This is a genomic window from Leuconostoc sp. JNUCC 76 (genome assembly GCF_053667755.1).
Genome location: NZ_CM132206.1, coordinates 18,970 through 37,394 on the forward strand (window position 1 = coordinate 18,970; position 18,425 = coordinate 37,394).

An 18,425-nucleotide genomic window follows, 5' to 3' on the forward strand; every position below is an offset into this window, starting at 1 on the left:
TGAATAACGTATGCATTTTGAAGAATCCGACTTACTTAAAACACTGCCTAAACAATTTTTTGCAACACTTGTTGCCAAGGTCAATGCGAAAATTGCTGCCGGTAAAGATGTGATTAACTTGGGGCAAGGGAACCCTGATCAACCTACCCCTGATTATATTGTTAAATCCTTACAAGCGGCTGCAGAAAATCCGGCTGATCACAAATATTCATTATTTCGCGGTGAAGAACGTTTTAAGAAAGCAATTGCAGAATTTTATGCTGATGAGTATGGCGTGTCAATCGACCCAGAAACAGAAGTAGCTATATTAGCCGGATCGAAAATTGGTTTGGTTGAGCTGCCATGGGCATTAATGAATCCTGGGGAAACATTATTATTACCAGATCCAGGGTACCCTGATTATTTATCTGCCGCAGCATTGGGGCGCGTAAATTATGAAGCAGTACCTTTAAAACAAGAAAATAATTTTTTAGTTGATTATGAAGCGATTCCAAGCTCAGTAGCCGAAGCAGCTAAGTTTTTGTACTTAAACTACCCTAACAATCCAACTGGTGCAATTGCTACTTCAGAATTCTACCGACAAACTGTTCGTTTTGCAGAAGAGAATCAGGTTGGTATTGTATCTGATTTTGCTTATGGTGCAATCGGATATGATGGTCACAAGCCACTATCATTTCTACAAACTGAAAATTCAAAAAATGTTGGAATTGAAACGTATACCTTCTCAAAAACATTCAATATGGCGGGGTGGCGAGTAGGATTTGCTGTTGGCAATGCAGAGATGATTGAAGCGCTTAATCTAATTCAAGATCATTTATTCGTTTCATTATTCCCAGCGGTTCAAGATGCAGCAATTGAGGCCTTAACAAATAGAGCAGGGCGTGAAAAGGCTGTTACAGATTTAACCAATCTGTATCAACGTCGTCGCGATGTATTTATTAATGCGGTTCGAGAATTTGGTTGGGAACCTTACGTTCCGCAAGGAGCCTTTTATGTGTTGATGCCTGTACCTAAAGGCTATACGTCGAGTGAGTTTGCAGATTTACTATTAGAAGAGGCTGATGTGGCTGTAGCTGATGCATCTGGATTTGGTAAGGGCGGACAAGGGTATATACGTGTCGGATTAACAATTGGTGAAGAACGTTTAGCTGAAGCTGCAAAACGAATTAGTAAGTTACCTGTATTTTCAAAGTAAGCTGGAGACAGCTTACTTTTTTATTTATTAAGTAAAGGTAAAGGGAGGGGAACGAAAAAGAGGAAAGGGATAAAGAAGGGGGGATAAAGCGAATAAGGAATGGGAGAAAGGGGGTAAAAAGGGATAAAAAGCGAACGGGTAAAGGAAAGTAAAAAAGAAGTAAAAGAAGTAGTTGACGAGGGAGGATAAAGTTGGTATATTAGTATATGTTCCAACGGAGCGAAACGACGCAAAGCGTTGCGAAGCAAGGGGAGCGAGAGCGTGAAGGTAGTGAAGTCGAGAAAAACTTCTTAAAAGAAGTAGTTGACAAAGCTAAACGAGCGTGGTAAGATAATATAGTTGTCTCAGCGACAACGAGTAGCACATTGAAAACTGAACAAAACTTTGAACAAACGAATCTGTGGCTGTTACGTAAAGTAACAAAAACAAATTTGCGAAGTCAATTCGTAACAAACAATAAACGGATTACGTTATAGAGATATAGCGAAAGATAGTCAGTTTAATCGAAGAGCAATCTTCAAATTTTCAAATTGAGAGTTTGATCCTGGCTCAGGATGAACGCTGGCGGCGTGCCTAATACATGCAAGTCGAACGCACAGCGAAAGGTGCTTGCACCTTTCAAGTGAGTGGCGAACGGGTGAGTAACACGTGGACAACCTGCCTCAAGGCTGGGGATAACATTTGGAAACAGATGCTAATACCGAATAAAACTTAGTGTCGCATGACATAAAGTTAAAAGGCGCTTCGGCGTCACCTAGAGATGGATCCGCGGTGCATTAGTTAGTTGGTGGGGTAAAGGCCTACCAAGACAATGATGCATAGCCGAGTTGAGAGACTGATCGGCCACATTGGGACTGAGACACGGCCCAAACTCCTACGGGAGGCTGCAGTAGGGAATCTTCCACAATGGGCGAAAGCCTGATGGAGCAACGCCGCGTGTGTGATGAAGGCTTTCGGGTCGTAAAGCACTGTTGTATGGGAAGAACAGCTAGAATAGGAAATGATTTTAGTTTGACGGTACCATACCAGAAAGGGACGGCTAAATACGTGCCAGCAGCCGCGGTAATACGTATGTCCCGAGCGTTATCCGGATTTATTGGGCGTAAAGCGAGCGCAGACGGTTTATTAAGTCTGATGTGAAAGCCCGGAGCTCAACTCCGGAATGGCATTGGAAACTGGTTAACTTGAGTGCAGTAGAGGTAAGTGGAACTCCATGTGTAGCGGTGGAATGCGTAGATATATGGAAGAACACCAGTGGCGAAGGCGGCTTACTGGACTGCAACTGACGTTGAGGCTCGAAAGTGTGGGTAGCAAACAGGATTAGATACCCTGGTAGTCCACACCGTAAACGATGAACACTAGGTGTTAGGAGGTTTCCGCCTCTTAGTGCCGAAGCTAACGCATTAAGTGTTCCGCCTGGGGAGTACGACCGCAAGGTTGAAACTCAAAGGAATTGACGGGGACCCGCACAAGCGGTGGAGCATGTGGTTTAATTCGAAGCAACGCGAAGAACCTTACCAGGTCTTGACATCCTTTGAAGCTTTTAGAGATAGAAGTGTTCTCTTCGGAGACAAAGTGACAGGTGGTGCATGGTCGTCGTCAGCTCGTGTCGTGAGATGTTGGGTTAAGTCCCGCAACGAGCGCAACCCTTATTGTTAGTTGCCAGCATTCAGATGGGCACTCTAGCGAGACTGCCGGTGACAAACCGGAGGAAGGCGGGGACGACGTCAGATCATCATGCCCCTTATGACCTGGGCTACACACGTGCTACAATGGCGTATACAACGAGTTGCCAGCCCGCGAGGGTGAGCTAATCTCTTAAAGTACGTCTCAGTTCGGATTGTAGTCTGCAACTCGACTACATGAAGTCGGAATCGCTAGTAATCGCGGATCAGCACGCCGCGGTGAATACGTTCCCGGGTCTTGTACACACCGCCCGTCACACCATGGGAGTTTGTAATGCCCAAAGCCGGTGGCCTAACCTTTTAGGAAGGAGCCGTCTAAGGCAGGACAGATGACTGGGGTGAAGTCGTAACAAGGTAGCCGTAGGAGAACCTGCGGCTGGATCACCTCCTTTCTAAGGATAATCGGAAAGCGACAGGGACTTAAGTGTCAATTTGTTTGTTTCAAAGTTTTGTTTAGTTTTGAGTGTGATACTTTAATAGGTATCATGGTCTCAAAGTGATCCTATGGGGAATTAGCTCAGCTGGGAGAGCACCTGCTTTGCAAGCAGGGGGTCAGCGGTTCGATCCCGCTATTCTCCATAGCTAGTCGAAAGGCTAGCATGTTGTACATTGAAAACTGAATAGTAACAAATTCTTTTAAAAGCAATCGAAAGATTGTACTAAAATGAACCGAGAAACAACACAAAAAGTTCTTTAAAAAGAACGGTTTAATCGCAGGTCTGAAAAATGACCAACTCATAAACTTAAACCACAACTACGGTTGTATAGGTTAAGTTAATAAGGGCGCGTGGTGAATGCCTTGGCACTAGGAGCCGATGAAGGACGTGACTAACTACGATAAGCTTTGGTGAGCGGTAAGTACGCTATGACCCAAAGATTTCCGAATGGGGAAACCCAACTCGTAAGAGTTGTCTGTATCTGAATACATAGGATATTTGACGGAATACGCTGTGAACTGAAACATCTCATTAGCAGCAGGAGCAGAAAGAAAAATCGATTCCCTAAGTAGCGGCGAGCGAACGGGGAAGAGCCCAAACCAACGTGCTTGCATGTTGGGGTTGTAGGACTGATATATAAGAGTTACAAAAGTGTTTTATAGCAGAACAAGTTGGGAAACTTGGCTATAGAGGGTGATAGCCCCGTAAGCGAAATGAAGCACACTCTTTTCAGGATCCTGAGTACGGCCGGACACGTGAAATCCGGTCGGAATCTGCGGGGACCATCCCGTAAGGCTAAATACTCCCTAGTGACCGATAGTGAACCAGTACCGTGAGGGAAAGGTGAAAAGCACCCCGGAAGGGGAGTGAAATAGTTCCTGAAACCACGACGCCTACAAGAAGTCAGAGCCCGTTAATGGGTGATGGCGTGCCTTTTGTAGAATGAACCGGCGAGTTACGGTATCGTGCGAGGTTAAGGTGGAAAGACCGGAGCCGCAGCGAAAGCGAGTGTGAATAGCGCGAATAGTACGATGCTGTAGACCCGAAACCAGGTGACCTACCCATGGTCAGGATGAAGGTGAGGTAAAACTTACTGGAGGTCCGAACCGGTGCATGTTAAAAAATGCTCGGATGAACTGTGGGTAGCGGTGAAATTCCAAACGAACTTGGAGATAGCTGGTTCTCTCCGAAATAGCTTTAGGGCTAGCCTCATTATAAGCATACTGGAGGTAGAGCACTGTTAAGCCTAGGGGCCCATCTCGGGTTACCAAAGTTTGATAAACTCCGAATGCCAGATATGTATGAATGGGAGTCAGACGATGAGTGATAAGATCCACCGTCGAAAGGGGAACAGCCCAGATCGCCAGTTAAGGTCCCTAAATATATGTTAAGTGGAAAACGATGTGATAGTGCATAGACAACTAGGATGTTGGCTTAGAAGCAGCCACCATTTAAAGAGTGCGTAATAGCTCACTAGTCGAGTGCCATTGCGCGGAAAATGTACCGGGGCTAAACATATTACCGAAACTGCGGGTGCACGTAAGTGCGCGATAGGAGAGCGTTGTAAGGGCAATGAAGGTAGACCGTAAGGACTGCTGGAGCGCTTACAAGTGAGAATGCCGGTATGAGTAGCGAAAGACAGGTGAGAATCCTGTCCACCGAATGACTAAGGTTTCCTGGGGAAGGCTCGTCCACCCAGGGTTAGTCGGGACCTAAGGCGAGGCTGAGAAGCGTAGTCGATGGATAACAGGTTGAGATTCCTGTACCAGTTGTAATGCGTTATTACCGATGGAGGGACGCAGGAGGCTACCAGATGCGCACTGATGGATATGTGCGTGCAAGCAGTAAGTCTTGAAAAGAGTGAAATGCTTTTTTCTATAAGGACAAGCTGTGATGCGGATCGAAATAAAGTAGAGAAGTCTGAGACGTCACACTGCCGAGAAAAGCTTCTAGGAAGTATTACACTGCCCGTACCGCAAACCGACACAGGTAGTCGAGTGGAGAACACTAAGGTGAGCGAGAGAACCCTCGTTAAGGAACTCGGCAAAATGACCCCGTAACTTCGGGAGAAGGGGTGCTCATGGTAAAACATGAGCCGCAGTGAATAGGCCCAGGCGACTGTTTATCAAAAACACAGGTTTCTGCAAAATCGTAAGATGAAGTATAGGGGCTGACGCCTGCCCGGTGCTGGAAGGTTAAAAGGAGTGCTTAGCTTCGGCGAAGGTACGAATTGAAGCCCCAGTAAACGGCGGCCGTAACTATAACGGTCCTAAGGTAGCGAAATTCCTTGTCGGGTAAGTTCCGACCCGCACGAAAGGCGTAACGATCTGGGCACTGTCTCAACGAGGGACTCGGTGAAATTTAAATACCCGTGAAGATGCGGGTTACCCGCGACAGGACGGAAAGACCCCATGGAGCTTTACTGTAGCTTGATATTGAATGTTTGTGCTGCTTGTACAGAATAGGTAGGAGACGTTGAAGATTGGACGCTAGTCTAGTCGGAGTCGCACGGTGGGATACTACCCTCGTTGTATGAACATTCTAACACTGGTCACTCAACGTGATCGTGGACAGTGTCTGGCGGGCAGTTTGACTGGGGCGGTCGCCTCCTAAAAGGTAACGGAGGCGCTCAAAGGTTTGCTCAGAATGGTTGGAAATCATTCGTAGCGTGTAAAGGCATAAGCAAGCTTGACTGCGAGAGCTACAACTCGAGCAGGTACGAAAGTAGGACTTAGTGATCCGGTGGTTCCGCATGGAAGGGCCATCGCTCAACGGATAAAAGCTACCCTGGGGATAACAGGCTCATCTCCCCCAAGAGTCCACATCGACGGGGAGGTTTGGCACCTCGATGTCGGCTCATCGCATCCTGGGGCTGTAGTCGGTCCCAAGGGTTGGGCTGTTCGCCCATTAAAGCGGTACGCGAGCTGGGTTCAGAACGTCGTGAGACAGTTCGGTCCCTATCCGTCGCGGGCGCAGGAAATTTGAGAGGAGCTGTCCTTAGTACGAGAGGACCGGGATGGACATACCGCTGGTGTACCAGTTGTTCCGCCAGGAGCATTGCTGGGTAGCTATGTATGGATGAGATAAACGCTGAAAGCATCTAAGTGTGAAACTCGCCTCGAGATGAGATTTCCCATCTATTTAATAGAGTAAGACCCCTTAGAGATGATGAGGTAGATAGGCTAGAAGTGGAAGTTGAGTGATCAATGAAGCGGACTAGTACTAATAGGTCGAGGACTTAACCAAAGTCTAAAGAATAGAAATATTCGATAAGCAATTATGAGTGGTTTAGGATAGAAGAAGAATTTGTTACTATTTAGTTTTGAGTGGCTAACACTCAAGGTGTCGTGTCGATAGCATAGAGGACACACCTGTTCCCATACCGAACACAGAAGTTAAGCTCTATAGCGCCGAAAGTAGTTGGAGGATCGCTTCCTGCGAGGATAGGACGATGCGGTGCCGTACATATGAAAAGAAGTAGAGAGCAGTAGGAAGATAATCGGAGAGGTGTCCGAGTCTGGCCGAAGGAGCACGGTTGGAAACCGTGTAAGCAGGGGAACTTGCTTCGAGGGTTCGAATCCCTTCCTCTCCATCATGGACGCTTAGCTCAGCTGGGAGAGCACCTGCCTTACAAGCAGGGGGTCACAGGTTCGATCCCTGTAGCGTCCATTGACTTTAGAGTCAAACTTGCCACGTCGGGATAAACGATGCCGACTTAGCTCAGTTGGTAGAGCACCGCTCTTGTAAAGCGGGGGTCGAAGGTTCGAGTCCTTTAGTCGGCATAATTTATGCGGAAGTAGTTCAGTGGTAGAACATCACCTTGCCATGGTGGGGGTCGCGGGTTCGAATCCCGTCTTCCGCTTCTATGCCGGCGTGGCGGAATAGGCAGACGCACAGGACTTAAAATCCTGCGATAGAAATATCGTACCGGTTCGATCCCGGTCGCCGGCATATATGCACCTATAGCGCAATTGGATAGAGCGTCTGACTACGAATCAGGAGGTTGCAGGTTCGACTCCTGCTAGGTGCATAGAGGTTGAAGGAATTCAAACTCTTTTTTTAAGTTTAGTGGGGCGATAAGCTCTCGATAGACTAATTCGGGATGTAGCTCAGCTTGGTAGAGCACCTGGTTTGGGACCAGGGGGTCGCAGGTTCGAATCCTGTCATCCCGATTGATTAGGGAAGCTAATCAAGACAGACCGCGGTGTAGCTCAGCTGGCTAGAGCGTTCGGTTCATACCCGAGAGGTCGAGGGTTCGATCCCCCCTGCCGCGATAGGCTCGATTTAGGACCATTAGCTCAGTTGGTTAGAGCAGACGGCTCATAACCGTCCGGTCGTTGGTTCGAGTCCAACATGGTCCATGCAGGACAAGCAGAATAATAATGGAGAATTACCCAAGTCTGGCTGAAGGGAACGGTCTTGAAAACCGTCAGGTCGGGAAACCGGCGCGTGGGTTCGAATCCCACATTCTCCTTAGGCATTTGAATAAGGTGTCATAATATAATCGCGGGATGGAGCAGTCTGGTAGCTCGTCGGGCCCATAACCCGAAGGTCGTAGGTTCAAATCCTGCTCCCGCAATTGGTCGCATGGTCTAGCTGGTTAGGACGCCTGCCTGTCACGCAGGAGATCGCGGGTTCGAGCCCCGCTGTGACCGTTCATTGGAAGCAATGAGATGGCTCTGTAGCTCAGTTGGTAGAGCAATGCATTGAAGCTGCATGTGTCGGCGGTTCGATTCCGTCCAGCGCCATAGGGAGATGATCCCGAAGAAAAGCTTGCGAATGTAGTTCAATGGTAGAATTCCAGCCTTCCAAGCTGGCTATGCGGGTTCGATTCCCGTCATTCGCTTTTGTCTATGTAAGAGTGGGCAAGGGGAATAAGGGCCATTAGCTCAGTTGGTTAGAGCGCTGTGTTGATAACGCAGAGGTCCCAGGTTCGAGTCCTGGATGGCCCATTAAGATTAATAAGTAGGAGAGGTGTTCCTCTCCTTTTTTGTTTGTATAGAAACCTGTGAAACATTTTCTTTATGTAGATAAAGCTTAAGAAATAATTACTGTAAATTCCTGAAAATGAATAAATTTCACAAGAGAAAACAAGTAAGTTAATAATATTAAAAGCTTATTTGTTAACTTATTTGACAATTATATAAGTAAATGAAAAAAATTTTGCAACCTTTGTGAAATCGTGGTAATCTAATATCAACGGCTTAACGCTTACATTATTTTCATGCAAACGCGCGCAGTGTTAAAATGAGTGAAGGAACGCGATATGCATGTTTTAAAATCTGATTTCATGTTTGCACCTACATAGCTACTTTGCTATTGTTGGAGTTGCTAAATAGAATTTGAGATTGGGAAAATGGAAGAAAAATTATTTAATAAAGGCTTTTTAACAATTACTATTATTAACTTTATCGTGTACTTAGTGTATTATCTGATGATGGTTATAATTGCTGTTGTTGCACATGATCAACTACATGCTTCGTTTGGGCAGGCAGGATTGGCTTCTGGGATTTATATCATAGGAACGTTAATAGCTCGATTGATAGTTGGAAAAGAGTTAGAACTAATTGGACGAAAAAAAATTGTGCGATGGGGCGCTATTCTATATTTAATTACAACAATTGCTTACTTATTTGTACCAACAATCGCTATATTAGATGCAGTACGTCTCTTTAATGGTTTTGCGTACGGAATGACTTCAACAGCTCTAAACGCTATTGTGACCGAATTTATTCCTGAGAAACGCAAAGGAGAGGGTATAAATTACTATGGATTGAGTACAAGTTTAGCTGCGGCTATTGGCCCATTCATTGGTTTATTATTATTGAATGCAACTAGTTTTCGATTTATTGTGATATTATCGGTTATTTTAATTGGAATTTCAATGGTAGCATTGTTTGCAATTAAAATTAATAATGTGACGCTTTCACCAGAACATTTATCCGAATTGAAGTCTTGGAAGCTTTCTAGTTTCATTGAATTTAAAGTATTATTAATTGCTAGTGTAGGATTTTTGATGGGCTTGTCTTATTCGTCAGTGTTATCATTTTTGGCTTCATATGCAGAAACCTTGAACTTGGTTTCGATTAGTTCATTCTTTTTCGTAGTCTATGCCGGTATTGTGACATTGACAAGACCAATGTCAGGACGTATTTTTGATCGCTTTGGTGAAAATTACGTTATGTATCCGAGCTACTTTTTCTTAGCTTTTGGTTTAGTTGTTTTGGCATTGACCCATAATGGATTCACTTTGTTATTGTCCGGCGCGTTCATTGGTCTAGGATATGGAACATTCATGTCAAATGGTCAAGCGGTTTCCTTAAAGTTAGTTTCGAGTCATCGTGTCGGTATTGCCTTATCAACATATTTCATCGGCTTGGACTTGGGATTAGGCGTTGGACCTTATGCTTTAGGTGCTTTACATGTTATGTTGACGTTCCGTGAATTGTACTTAGTTTCAGCAACCATTCCGGTGGTTTCAGCGATACTCTATCTGGTATTTTACCATCCAGACCGTATCAAAAAAAATGTAGCAACCATTCCTAGCGAGGAATTGGCTTAAAAATAAAAGCAGTATGTTTCACGTGAAACATACTGCTTTTATTTTTAAATTATCCAATTGTCTAAAGTCTCAACTTCATGGGTGGGCTTTTGAGTAACTTGAGAAATTTGTTTAGGCGTAGAAACTCCTGAATATACGAGTAATGTGTCAATTTGGGAATTAATACCAGCAAGAATGTCAGTATTGTAATTATCACCAACCATAACAACATCTTGTCGATTAATATGGAGTCTTTTTAATGCACCATCCATAATGGGTATTTCTGGTTTAGCTATCACTGTTGGTTCAACCTGTGTGGCAGTTTGGATGGCAGAGATTAATGAACCAGCTCCAGGTAACATGCCGCGTTCATTGGGTAAATTAGTATCACGATTTGTTGCAATAAACTGTGCACCTTGTTGGATTGCTAATGTAGCGGTGGTGAGTTTTTCATAGTTGAATGTTCGATCTAGTCCAGCGACAACAAAATCAGCATTTTCGTCACTAGTTATTGTAAAATCAGCATTTATTAATGCATCCCGTAGACCAGATTCGCCTATTATATATACTCTTTTTTTGTCAGGTGAAGCCATTGCTTTGAGATAATCAGCTGTTGCCATTGAGCTAGTATAAACTTGGTCGGTCGATGTTTCAATTTCGTGGTTTTTGGTTAAGTTATCAGCCACATCCTCTGGGCTTTTGGTTGAATTATTGGTTACAAATAGGTAAGGAATATTAGCTGCCTTTAGTCGATCAATGAATCGTTTGCCAGAATTCATCTTTTTTTTGCCTTGATATATTGTGCCATCTAGGTCGATGAAGTAAGCTTTATATTTTGACATGTTTAATCTCCATTTAATATTGAATGTCTATATTATACCCATCAACATTGGTTGATATCAAACAACGAATCAACGGACTTCTCTCTCATCACAATCTCCCTAAAATAAAATCTCCTAAAATATTTTATAAATATAGTTCGCCCGCAAGTAATTGCGGGTTTTCGTTGGTTATAGGTTAAATTTTTATCCTAATTTGATATAGAAAGGGTAAAATAGAATAACAGGGGAATAAATTATGCCTAAAAAATATCGAACACCACCGTTTTTAACACCATCAGCTATTGTTTCTTTAATTGTTGCTATCAGTGCTGCAAACTTAGCAGTAAACGTTGCAACTGGTACAAGTGAAGGTGGGAAAGTATCATCAAGTGCTAGTAGTGCCGTGAGCACTTCGATGATAACAAGTAGCACAACAAGTAGTGATGATAAATCAAGTAGCTCATCATCGTCAAGTAGCGATGACGAGTCAAGTTCAACATCGGATGATACGTCAGCTGAGGATACGTCATCGGCTGCTACAACTTCGGCCGCAGATACGACAACCTCAAGTACTGCTACATCATCATCTGGTACATCTTCTTCGGCGACATCGTCAAGTGCTACTAATGCAACATCAAGTTCATCAAATGCAACACGTACAACAAGTAGTTCGGAGGATACCCAATAATGCTGACAGTTCTTGATTTAATTAATCATTATCTCGGATATTTTACGACAAATTCAAAAACCAAGGGTCGCATATATACTGTTGTTGGCGCCGGAGGTGTCTGGTACTTACTTTATTTAGCTTATCGTTTTTTTGTGAATGGTCGTTGGTTGCGTGGTGCATTAATTGCCGCAGTATTTTTACTATTACTTTATTTCGTCATTTTGAATGTAGTATATTATTTTACGAAGCATACGAGTAAGTGGGATGTTTCACCTAGAATTGAGAAATTATTAGGGGGCCCTCATGAGGAAAAGAGTGAGCGTGAATCGGAGACGGTTATCATGCCGGCTAATGGACTATACAGTCGACAGAATGTGATGTTAGGAACAGTGGTAAGTGACGCGCAGCAACAGGCCAATTTAGACACGCTTGCATTAGAGATGCGACAACTTGATTTAATAGCAAATGATTATGGGCATCTTGGCGAACAAGCGCAACGACAGATTATTGCGCAACAAGGAGTAGTTTACGCCAATCATCCAGGTACTTTGCTACCTTATTTTGCAATGAGTGAAAATAATGGTACGCTACAAATATTCGGGGGTATTAACCAATTACAAGCTCGAGAATTGGGTAATGTTTCTATGGTTGGTCTAACCCCTACGTCTCAAGCATTGACTAATTATCGCTTGGCAATAGCCTCAGTAGTCCTTATAGGAGGGCCAAGTCATTTAGCGACACGGAGTGAGTTAGTTGATGATGTGCAGCCCTACAAAATAAAAATAGAAATAGCTTATGATCATATATAACAATACTATTGCATAAAAAAAGAGCTAATAATTAATTATAGCTCTTTTTTCATATGTATATGTTGTATTCCAGCTTCAAAAAAAGTCGCCCCAACCGCTGTAAAGCCAAGGGATTCATAAAATCCTCGGGCCTGAATTTGAGCACCAAGGACAAGGTTTTGAATACCATAAGATGGTGCTAGGGTTTCAATGTATTTCATAAGTTGTCTACCTAATCCCTGCCCACGAAGAGGGAATAATGTAGCGACACGTTGTATGTGCCAAGTATCATCTGATTCTGCTAATACTCGAGCAGTGGCTGCAAGTTTGTTATCTACATAAATAACGATATGGATAGCATTCTCTTCAGCAGCTTGATCATTCAATTCATCTTTAATGTTAACCCCTTGCTCAACAATAAAAACTGCTTTACGTATTGCTAGGGCATCTTCGTGGATAGGTCCGAGGCCTTGTTCATGTTTAATCTGTATTTTCATAGCATTATTATAGCAAGTTAAGTGCAAGAAAAGCAATGGAGACAACAGTGAAACGCTAGTTCAGCAGAAATTATAAACCTAAACCTTGTAAAGTTGGTATAATGAGAGTTATGAAAAAATATTTAAAAAATATTTGGCATGAAGCTTTGGCGCCAAAAAATTGGATTAAACAGCTAAATACTCGTAAAGGTTTTTTTACATGGACGGTTATATTGTTCACGTTAAAGACCATTTTGGCATACGGTGCTGATTTTTATTGGTTACATGTCTCCGACCCTTTGCAGATATTCTTGATGTTAATCAATCCAATTGGGTTTACGATAATTATCTTTAGTATTGCGTTATTTATTAAGCCTAAGCAATTATATTATGGGGCATTGATTTTGCTTGATGCCGCAATGACGGGCCTATTATATTTAAATGTCATTTATTTTCGTGAGTTTTCTGATTTTATGTCAGTTAACACCATGTTGGGCTACAGTTCGGTTAATCAGGGTGGTAAAGCAGCTGGAGCGATTGCGTTTGGGATTCATGATGTGCTTTTCTGGATTGATATTATCATCCTACTCGGCTTATTCTTAGCGCGAAAAATTCATTTTGATAGTCGTCCAATGGTACGGTTGCAACCATTTAAAATTTTAACCATAGGTGTATTTATTTTTATGGCAAATCTATTGCTGGCTGACTTGAATCGACCCCAATTACTGGTTCGGCAGTTCGATCGAGAGTACATGGTTAAATACCTTGGTATAGGACCGTTTACAATTTATGATGCCATCAATACCTATCAAACTAGTCAAATCCGAAAAACAGCTACACCATCAGAATTGACAGCTGTGCAAAACTACATTAAGAAAAACTATGCTGCGATTAATCCTAAATTTTATGGAAAAGCTAAGGGAAAGAATGTAATCGTCATTCATCTGGAAAGCTTTCAACAAATGTCGATTGATCGAAAAATAAACGGGCAGGAAGTCACCCCATTTTTGAACAGTCTTTACCACAGTAAGTCAACCGTTGCTTTTGATAACTTTTTCAATCAAGTAGGGCAGGGAAAAACGTCAGATGCAGAAAATATGTTAGAGACGTCTACATTTGGTTTGCCACAGGGATCTTTATTTACTAAATTGGGTGATGATCAGACTTTCCAAGCGATGCCGGCAATTTTGAACCAACGGGCAGGCTATTCCAGTGCAGTATTCCATGGTAATACGGGTTCATTTTGGAATCGTAGTACAGTTTATAAACGAATGGGTTATCAAAATTGGGTTTCAGGTGATTATTTTGATATTACTGGAAAAAAAGCAACTTCTTGGGGTCTGAAAGATAAGTTGTTATTTCATAATTCAATACCTTATTTGGAGCGACTACAACAACCATTCTATGCTAAATATTTAACAGTAACTAATCACACACCGTTTACTTTAGATAAACAAGATCAAGATCCTAATTTCCAAACGAGTAATACTGGATCAAAATTAGTTGATAATTATTTCATTACTAATCATTATCTTGATCAATCTGTGAAAGAATTTTTTGCTTATCTGAAAAAATCGGGGTTATATAAAAATACAGCTGTTGTTTTGTACGGTGATCACTATGGTATTTCAAACACAGATGCCTCTTATTTAGCTTCACTATTGGGAAAAGACTCTGACGATTGGACTGATCTAGACAATGCAAACCTTCAGCGAGTACCATTAATTGTTCACATTCCGGGAATGAAAAACGGTTATGTTGACCATACTTATGGTGGTGAAATTGATGTAGCCCCAACGATAGAACATTTATTGGGCATTAGTACGAAACGTTACATTCAATTCGGGCAAGATTTATTGAGTAAAAATCATAAGCAAATTGTCGCATTTCGAAATAAAGACTGGATAACGCCCGAATATGCCAGTCTATCGGGAAGAATATGGAATACTAAGACAGGGCAGGAAATTGTAACTCCAGGTAAGTCATTGCAGGCCAAGGTTGATAAAATTCAGGCATATGTGAATAAAAAGTTATCCATGTCAGATAACTTAAACCAAAAAAACTTACTTAAATTCTATACACCTGAAGGATTCAAGTCAGTCAAGGCTAATAGTTTTGACTATAGTAAAGAAGCAACCATTAAACGACTGAAGAAACAAAATAAAAAATTGGGAACAAAATCAACAAGTTTGTTTGCTCAGAATGGTAATAAGTCAACGTTGAGTGATTATATTACTGATGCGCCAGAAATTGATGATGAGAAGACTGATACAACACGACTATTACCACGAAATGCGGATGATTGGAGTAACGACGAATAATTTTTAGAAATCAACCTGTCGTGATGACAGGAATATAAATTTGGAGTATTATATGGCAAAAATTTTAATTGTGCTCGAAAATATTGAACTCGGGGGAATGAAACGAGCAACAACTGTTGTCGGTAATGCACTGGCAGCAAGACATGAAGTTACCTATTATAGTTTTTCTGATTTACCACCGTTTTATGAATTGTCAGCACCTTTAGTTGTTGCTTCACCCGCGCTACGTCTAACAAGTGATGCGCATCCATTTGAAAGATACGCCCAAGCTATTGAGAATTTTTCACTTTTAGCACAGCGCTATGATGTAGTTATTTTAGCAGGTGGACTACTATCCAGTTTTGCAGCTGTCTTGAAATCGAAGTTGCCACACACAAAACTGCTTGGGTGGATGCATAACAACATTACGACATATAGAGATCAATACTATGCAATGATGCGCGAGGAATTTATAGCCGGCTTACGTGTTTTAGACGCAGTAGTGGTACTAACTGATTTTGATTTGGGTGGCTTTAAAAAATATAATGAACACACGGTTAAAATTTGGAATCCTTTGACAATTGCACCTAAAGGCCTTTCTAAATTGGAGAAACACATTATATCGTTTACGGCACGTATCGCTATTCAACACAAAGGAATTGATTTTGCCGTACAATTGGCCACTAAACTACCGGATGATTGGAAATTAGCAATTGCCGGTGGTGGGATGCAGGAGGATATGGAAACCTTTGGGCAATTAATCAATGAGTACGGGGCGCATGAAAAAATAATATATCGTGGTCCATTGAAAGATGATGAATTGCGTGACCATTATCGTAACTCCAGTTTATTTCTACAAACATCACGCTGGGAAGGATTACCGCTTGTTCTAGTTGAGGCTATGAGTTTTGGGTTGCCAATTATCGCTATGAGACAGACAGGATCTGCAGAAGTATTAAATGAAGGTGAATTTGGGGTTTTGGTAGAGAACGGTGACATTGATGGTGCGGCCATAGCGATTCAACGGCTAATCAACACTCGTCAGCAACAACTTGATTTAGCAGAAAAGTCCTTAAATCGTGTTCGTGATTTTCAAATCGAACCCATTTTGAAGCAGTGGGAAACTTTATTTTAATTATCATACATATATTTGTTGACAAGTAACTTGACAACTATATAATATTAACTTAGAGGTTTAATTCATGAACAATTGCAGCCCTAGTCACAAAAAAACAGCATTCGATAAGTTACAATTTGGTATTGGCGATCTTGCGCGTATGACAGGCGTATCTACCCGACAACTGCGTTATTGGGAAAAACAAGGTTACGTTAAGGCACTGGATCGTAATGATGAGCAAGAATCCCGCTTGTATGGATTTCGTGCATTCTTAAAGGTGATGATTATTAAACAACACATTGATGATGGCGATACCTTACGTACAGCAGTGATCCATGCCGAGGAACACATTGACAGTGCAATGATTACAAAGCATATTATGAGACAAGCATTTCAGGGCCTAGAAGACTTTCAAGGCACTGTGGCTGTGAATATGGGTTACTTTGATGACGATGAGACACAATTGCTATACGTATTTTTAGAGGATGGTAAAGCCAAGTATCGCGTTGTCGATAGTAAAAAATGATTGTCAAACAGGCAATCATTTTTTATTATGTATATTCGCATTTCTGTGCTGGGCATCTGAACGAAAATAGAGAACTAGATATATGAAAAAGTGGCAGTACAATTTTATAATAACATCCCAGAATTCTGGTCAAACTGTTAAGGAACTGTTGATAAAATGGTACGTGCCACAAAGAATTCGCGGCGCTTTGCGAATAAAAAAACATTTTAGTGTGAATAATACTATTGTACCTACCAACTATGAATTACGAACAGGGGATCATTTGCAGCTTAATTTTGATGCAGATGACTTTCGTACCAGTGAATCAAATTATTTGCCCAACCATCAGAAGTCGGTAAATATCATTTTTGAAAATAAAGACTTGGTTGTTGTTGATAAACCTGCAGGTATGAAAATGCATCCGCATTCGCCAACGGAAACTGATACTTTGTTGAACTATTTAGCAGGTGAATTTATTCAGCGAAAGGTGAGTGATCAACCTTATATGGTTCACAGGATAGATCGAGCAACTTCAGGTTTAGTAATTGTAGCAAAGAACCCCGTCGTGGTACCAATTTTAGATAGAATGTTAGCGGATAAACAGATTACACGAACTTATGTGACGTGGGTTAGTGGTGTGGTGCAAGCTAATCATGGGACAATCACAACACCGATAGGAATCGACGCCAGAGATGATCGAAAACGTGCCGTTGATGGGAAAGAATCCCAAACAGCGGTGACACACTGGTGGCGAATGCATACGGTGTTTTACAGTTCATTACTACGGGTGCAATTAAGTACAGGACGCATGCATCAAATTCGCGTGCATTTAGCTAGTATAGGACACCCTATTGTTGGGGATGAGCTATACGGTGGTGTACATAATGGCCGTATGCTGCTACATTCAGCAACCATAAAAATATCGTTACCGTTTGATAAGGGAGTAAGAATGATTACAGGACCACTCCCAATTGATTTTCCAAGACAGCTACGATAAACAACATAAAAAGACGAACACTCATTCAAGCGTTCGTCTTTTTATCTGACATCATTATTTTACTAAGATGAAATTATGCTTGCTTAGTTTCTTTAACTTCTTTTGGTGTACTTGCAACTTCTTCTTTTTTGTTAAGGAAGTTAGCAGCAAATGCTGCCAATGCACCACCAAGTAAGTCAGCAACAAGGTAAACCCATACGTGAGTAAGTGCTTTCCCTTGAACAAAGATTGCAGGAGCTAAGGCACGTGCAGGGTTAAATGCACCACCAGTAATTGGCAATACAACAACAACTAACACGGCTAACCAGATACCAATGATAAATGGTGCAGGAACGTTATTTAACTTAGTAACAATTGCAATTACCAAAACGAACAAGAATGTTAATACAAGTTCAAACGCAAATGCATACCAACCTGAACCATCAGAGAAGTTTGTTTGTCCTAGACCAGCTAAGGTTACGAATTGTTTCACAGTCATTGATTGACCAGACAAAGCAGTAGTTACAGTTGATGATTTCAGGTAAGCTGTTACACCGCCATAAACAGCAGCGGAAGCAACAATAGCACCAAGTAATTGTGCAATCACATAGCCAATAAATGTTACCCATGGTAAACGCTTTTGAATAGCCATTGCCAATGAAACGGCAGGGTTAAAATGTCCACCTGAGATATGACCAAAGGCATAGATGGCAACAGCTAATGAAAGACCGAATGCCAAACCGACAGTGATGGCCGATTGTGTTGTAGCTGCTGAATAAACAACGCTACCAGTTCCAAAGAACACCAACATAAATGTTCCAAGGAATTCTGCGATATACTTACGCATGAAATTTCTCCTTATATGTATGTAAAATTACCAATACTTATCATTATACACTCTTAGATTAACTGGT

The 18,425-nt window shown here is 41.9% G+C and carries 12 protein-coding genes, 16 tRNA genes and 3 rRNA genes; 28 read left to right on the top strand and 3 right to left on the bottom strand.

What is annotated here, in order from left to right:
* Positions 1–10 precede the first annotated feature (10 nt).
* The 22 genes from JNUCC76_RS00085 to JNUCC76_RS00190 all read left to right on the top strand — a co-directional run bounded on the left by JNUCC76_RS00085 (position 11) and on the right by JNUCC76_RS00190 (position 9,879).
* Positions 11–1,195, top strand: a complete 1,185-nt coding sequence (locus JNUCC76_RS00085; RefSeq protein WP_454154871.1) for a pyridoxal phosphate-dependent aminotransferase — start codon at positions 11–13, stop codon at positions 1,193–1,195.
* A gap of 206 nt (positions 1,196–1,401) precedes the next feature.
* Positions 1,402–1,524: a hypothetical protein gene (locus JNUCC76_RS00090; RefSeq protein ID WP_454154417.1), complete on the top strand. Its 123-nt coding sequence runs from the start codon at positions 1,402–1,404 to the stop codon at positions 1,522–1,524.
* A 197-nt stretch (positions 1,525–1,721) separates the two neighbouring features.
* A 16S ribosomal RNA gene (locus JNUCC76_RS00095) occupies positions 1,722–3,272 on the top strand.
* Between the two features lie 114 nt (positions 3,273–3,386).
* Positions 3,387–3,459: transfer RNA gene (locus tag JNUCC76_RS00100), tRNA-Ala, on the top strand.
* A 188-nt stretch (positions 3,460–3,647) separates the two neighbouring features.
* Positions 3,648–6,563 (top strand): 23S ribosomal RNA (locus tag JNUCC76_RS00105).
* 97 nt (positions 6,564–6,660) lie between these two features.
* Positions 6,661–6,777, top strand: a 5S ribosomal RNA gene (gene rrf / locus JNUCC76_RS00110).
* The 16S, 23S and 5S rRNA genes sit together here with 16 tRNA genes alongside, the layout of an rRNA operon.
* 41 nt (positions 6,778–6,818) lie before the next feature.
* Positions 6,819–6,909 (top strand) — tRNA-Ser (locus JNUCC76_RS00115).
* A 4-nt stretch (positions 6,910–6,913) separates the two neighbouring features.
* Positions 6,914–6,986: transfer RNA gene (locus tag JNUCC76_RS00120), tRNA-Val, on the top strand.
* A gap of 40 nt (positions 6,987–7,026) precedes the next feature.
* Positions 7,027–7,099, top strand: a tRNA-Thr gene (locus JNUCC76_RS00125).
* Positions 7,100–7,107: 8 nt separating this feature from the next.
* A tRNA-Gly gene (locus JNUCC76_RS00130) sits at positions 7,108–7,179 on the top strand.
* A gap of 5 nt (positions 7,180–7,184) precedes the next feature.
* Positions 7,185–7,268, top strand: a tRNA-Leu gene (locus JNUCC76_RS00135).
* 5 nt (positions 7,269–7,273) lie between these two features.
* Positions 7,274–7,347: transfer RNA gene (locus JNUCC76_RS00140), tRNA-Arg, on the top strand.
* A gap of 68 nt (positions 7,348–7,415) precedes the next feature.
* A tRNA-Pro gene (locus JNUCC76_RS00145) sits at positions 7,416–7,489 on the top strand.
* A 28-nt stretch (positions 7,490–7,517) separates the two neighbouring features.
* Positions 7,518–7,591, top strand: a tRNA-Met gene (locus JNUCC76_RS00150).
* Positions 7,592–7,604: 13 nt separating this feature from the next.
* Positions 7,605–7,678, top strand: a tRNA-Ile gene (locus JNUCC76_RS00155).
* 23 nt (positions 7,679–7,701) lie between these two features.
* Positions 7,702–7,791 (top strand) — tRNA-Ser (locus tag JNUCC76_RS00160).
* Between the two features lie 31 nt (positions 7,792–7,822).
* A tRNA-Met gene (locus JNUCC76_RS00165) sits at positions 7,823–7,896 on the top strand.
* 2 nt (positions 7,897–7,898) lie between these two features.
* Positions 7,899–7,972, top strand: a tRNA-Asp gene (locus JNUCC76_RS00170).
* A gap of 20 nt (positions 7,973–7,992) precedes the next feature.
* Positions 7,993–8,065: transfer RNA gene (locus JNUCC76_RS00175), tRNA-Phe, on the top strand.
* A gap of 27 nt (positions 8,066–8,092) precedes the next feature.
* Positions 8,093–8,163, top strand: a tRNA-Gly gene (locus JNUCC76_RS00180).
* Between the two features lie 32 nt (positions 8,164–8,195).
* Positions 8,196–8,269, top strand: a tRNA-Ile gene (locus JNUCC76_RS00185).
* A 404-nt stretch (positions 8,270–8,673) separates the two neighbouring features.
* Positions 8,674–9,879, top strand: a complete 1,206-nt coding sequence (locus JNUCC76_RS00190; protein ID WP_454154872.1) for an MFS transporter — start codon at positions 8,674–8,676, stop codon at positions 9,877–9,879.
* A gap of 44 nt (positions 9,880–9,923) precedes the next feature.
* On the opposite strand, the gene JNUCC76_RS00195 is transcribed toward JNUCC76_RS00190, so the two are convergent.
* Positions 9,924–10,700, bottom strand: a complete 777-nt coding sequence (locus JNUCC76_RS00195; RefSeq protein WP_454154874.1) for a TIGR01457 family HAD-type hydrolase — start codon at positions 10,698–10,700, stop codon at positions 9,924–9,926.
* A 235-nt stretch (positions 10,701–10,935) separates the two neighbouring features.
* Here JNUCC76_RS00195 and JNUCC76_RS00200 point away from each other — a divergent pair, with 235 nt between their 5' ends.
* Together JNUCC76_RS00200 and JNUCC76_RS00205 are read left to right on the top strand one after the other, a co-directional pair.
* Complete coding sequence (locus tag JNUCC76_RS00200) at positions 10,936–11,367, top strand: hypothetical protein (protein WP_454154875.1); 432 nt, start codon at positions 10,936–10,938, stop codon at positions 11,365–11,367.
* Positions 11,367–12,158, top strand: a complete 792-nt coding sequence (locus JNUCC76_RS00205; RefSeq protein WP_454154877.1) for a DUF6681 family protein — start codon at positions 11,367–11,369, stop codon at positions 12,156–12,158. The genes JNUCC76_RS00200 and JNUCC76_RS00205 overlap by 1 nt, the downstream gene beginning before the upstream one ends.
* A 35-nt stretch (positions 12,159–12,193) precedes the next feature.
* Here JNUCC76_RS00205 and JNUCC76_RS00210 read toward each other — a convergent pair whose 3' ends face one another.
* Positions 12,194–12,634 carry a GNAT family N-acetyltransferase gene (locus JNUCC76_RS00210; protein WP_454154879.1) on the bottom strand — a complete coding sequence of 147 codons (441 nt, stop codon included), beginning with the start codon at positions 12,632–12,634 and terminating at the stop codon, positions 12,194–12,196.
* A 101-nt stretch (positions 12,635–12,735) separates the two neighbouring features.
* On the opposite strand from JNUCC76_RS00210, the gene JNUCC76_RS00215 reads away from it, so the two are divergent.
* The 4 genes from JNUCC76_RS00215 (at position 12,736) to JNUCC76_RS00230 (ending at position 17,532) form a co-directional block, all read left to right on the top strand.
* Positions 12,736–14,934, top strand: coding sequence for an LTA synthase family protein (locus JNUCC76_RS00215; RefSeq protein ID WP_454154881.1), 2,199 nt, complete (start codon positions 12,736–12,738; stop codon positions 14,932–14,934).
* 52 nt (positions 14,935–14,986) lie between these two features.
* Positions 14,987–16,048, top strand: a complete 1,062-nt coding sequence (locus tag JNUCC76_RS00220; protein ID WP_454154883.1) for a glycosyltransferase — start codon at positions 14,987–14,989, stop codon at positions 16,046–16,048.
* Positions 16,049–16,115: 67 nt separating this feature from the next.
* Complete coding sequence (locus JNUCC76_RS00225) at positions 16,116–16,556, top strand: MerR family transcriptional regulator (protein WP_454154885.1); 441 nt, start codon at positions 16,116–16,118, stop codon at positions 16,554–16,556.
* A gap of 82 nt (positions 16,557–16,638) precedes the next feature.
* Positions 16,639–17,532, top strand: coding sequence for an RluA family pseudouridine synthase (locus tag JNUCC76_RS00230; protein ID WP_454154887.1), 894 nt, complete (start codon positions 16,639–16,641; stop codon positions 17,530–17,532).
* Positions 17,533–17,605: 73 nt separating this feature from the next.
* Here JNUCC76_RS00230 and JNUCC76_RS00235 read toward each other — a convergent pair whose 3' ends face one another.
* Positions 17,606–18,358, bottom strand: a complete 753-nt coding sequence (locus JNUCC76_RS00235; protein ID WP_454154888.1) for an MIP/aquaporin family protein — start codon at positions 18,356–18,358, stop codon at positions 17,606–17,608.
* Positions 18,359–18,425 lie beyond the last annotated feature (67 nt).

Coding starts and splice junctions, on each gene's coding strand:
- JNUCC76_RS00205 (WP_454154877.1), top strand. CDS start 11,367: ATGCTGACAGTTCTTGATTTAATTAATCATTATCTCGGATATTTTACG.
- JNUCC76_RS00215 (WP_454154881.1), top strand. CDS start 12,736: ATGAGAGTTATGAAAAAATATTTAAAAAATATTTGGCATGAAGCTTTG.
- JNUCC76_RS00190 (WP_454154872.1), top strand. CDS start 8,674: ATGGAAGAAAAATTATTTAATAAAGGCTTTTTAACAATTACTATTATT.
- JNUCC76_RS00235 (WP_454154888.1), bottom strand. CDS start 18,358: ATGCGTAAGTATATCGCAGAATTCCTTGGAACATTTATGTTGGTGTTC.
- JNUCC76_RS00085 (WP_454154871.1), top strand. CDS start 11: ATGCATTTTGAAGAATCCGACTTACTTAAAACACTGCCTAAACAATTT.
- JNUCC76_RS00200 (WP_454154875.1), top strand. CDS start 10,936: ATGCCTAAAAAATATCGAACACCACCGTTTTTAACACCATCAGCTATT.
- JNUCC76_RS00230 (WP_454154887.1), top strand. CDS start 16,639: ATGAAAAAGTGGCAGTACAATTTTATAATAACATCCCAGAATTCTGGT.
- JNUCC76_RS00220 (WP_454154883.1), top strand. CDS start 14,987: ATGGCAAAAATTTTAATTGTGCTCGAAAATATTGAACTCGGGGGAATG.
- JNUCC76_RS00225 (WP_454154885.1), top strand. CDS start 16,116: ATGAACAATTGCAGCCCTAGTCACAAAAAAACAGCATTCGATAAGTTA.
- JNUCC76_RS00210 (WP_454154879.1), bottom strand. CDS start 12,634: ATGAAAATACAGATTAAACATGAACAAGGCCTCGGACCTATCCACGAA.
- JNUCC76_RS00090 (WP_454154417.1), top strand. CDS start 1,402: ATGTTCCAACGGAGCGAAACGACGCAAAGCGTTGCGAAGCAAGGGGAG.
- JNUCC76_RS00195 (WP_454154874.1), bottom strand. CDS start 10,700: ATGTCAAAATATAAAGCTTACTTCATCGACCTAGATGGCACAATATAT.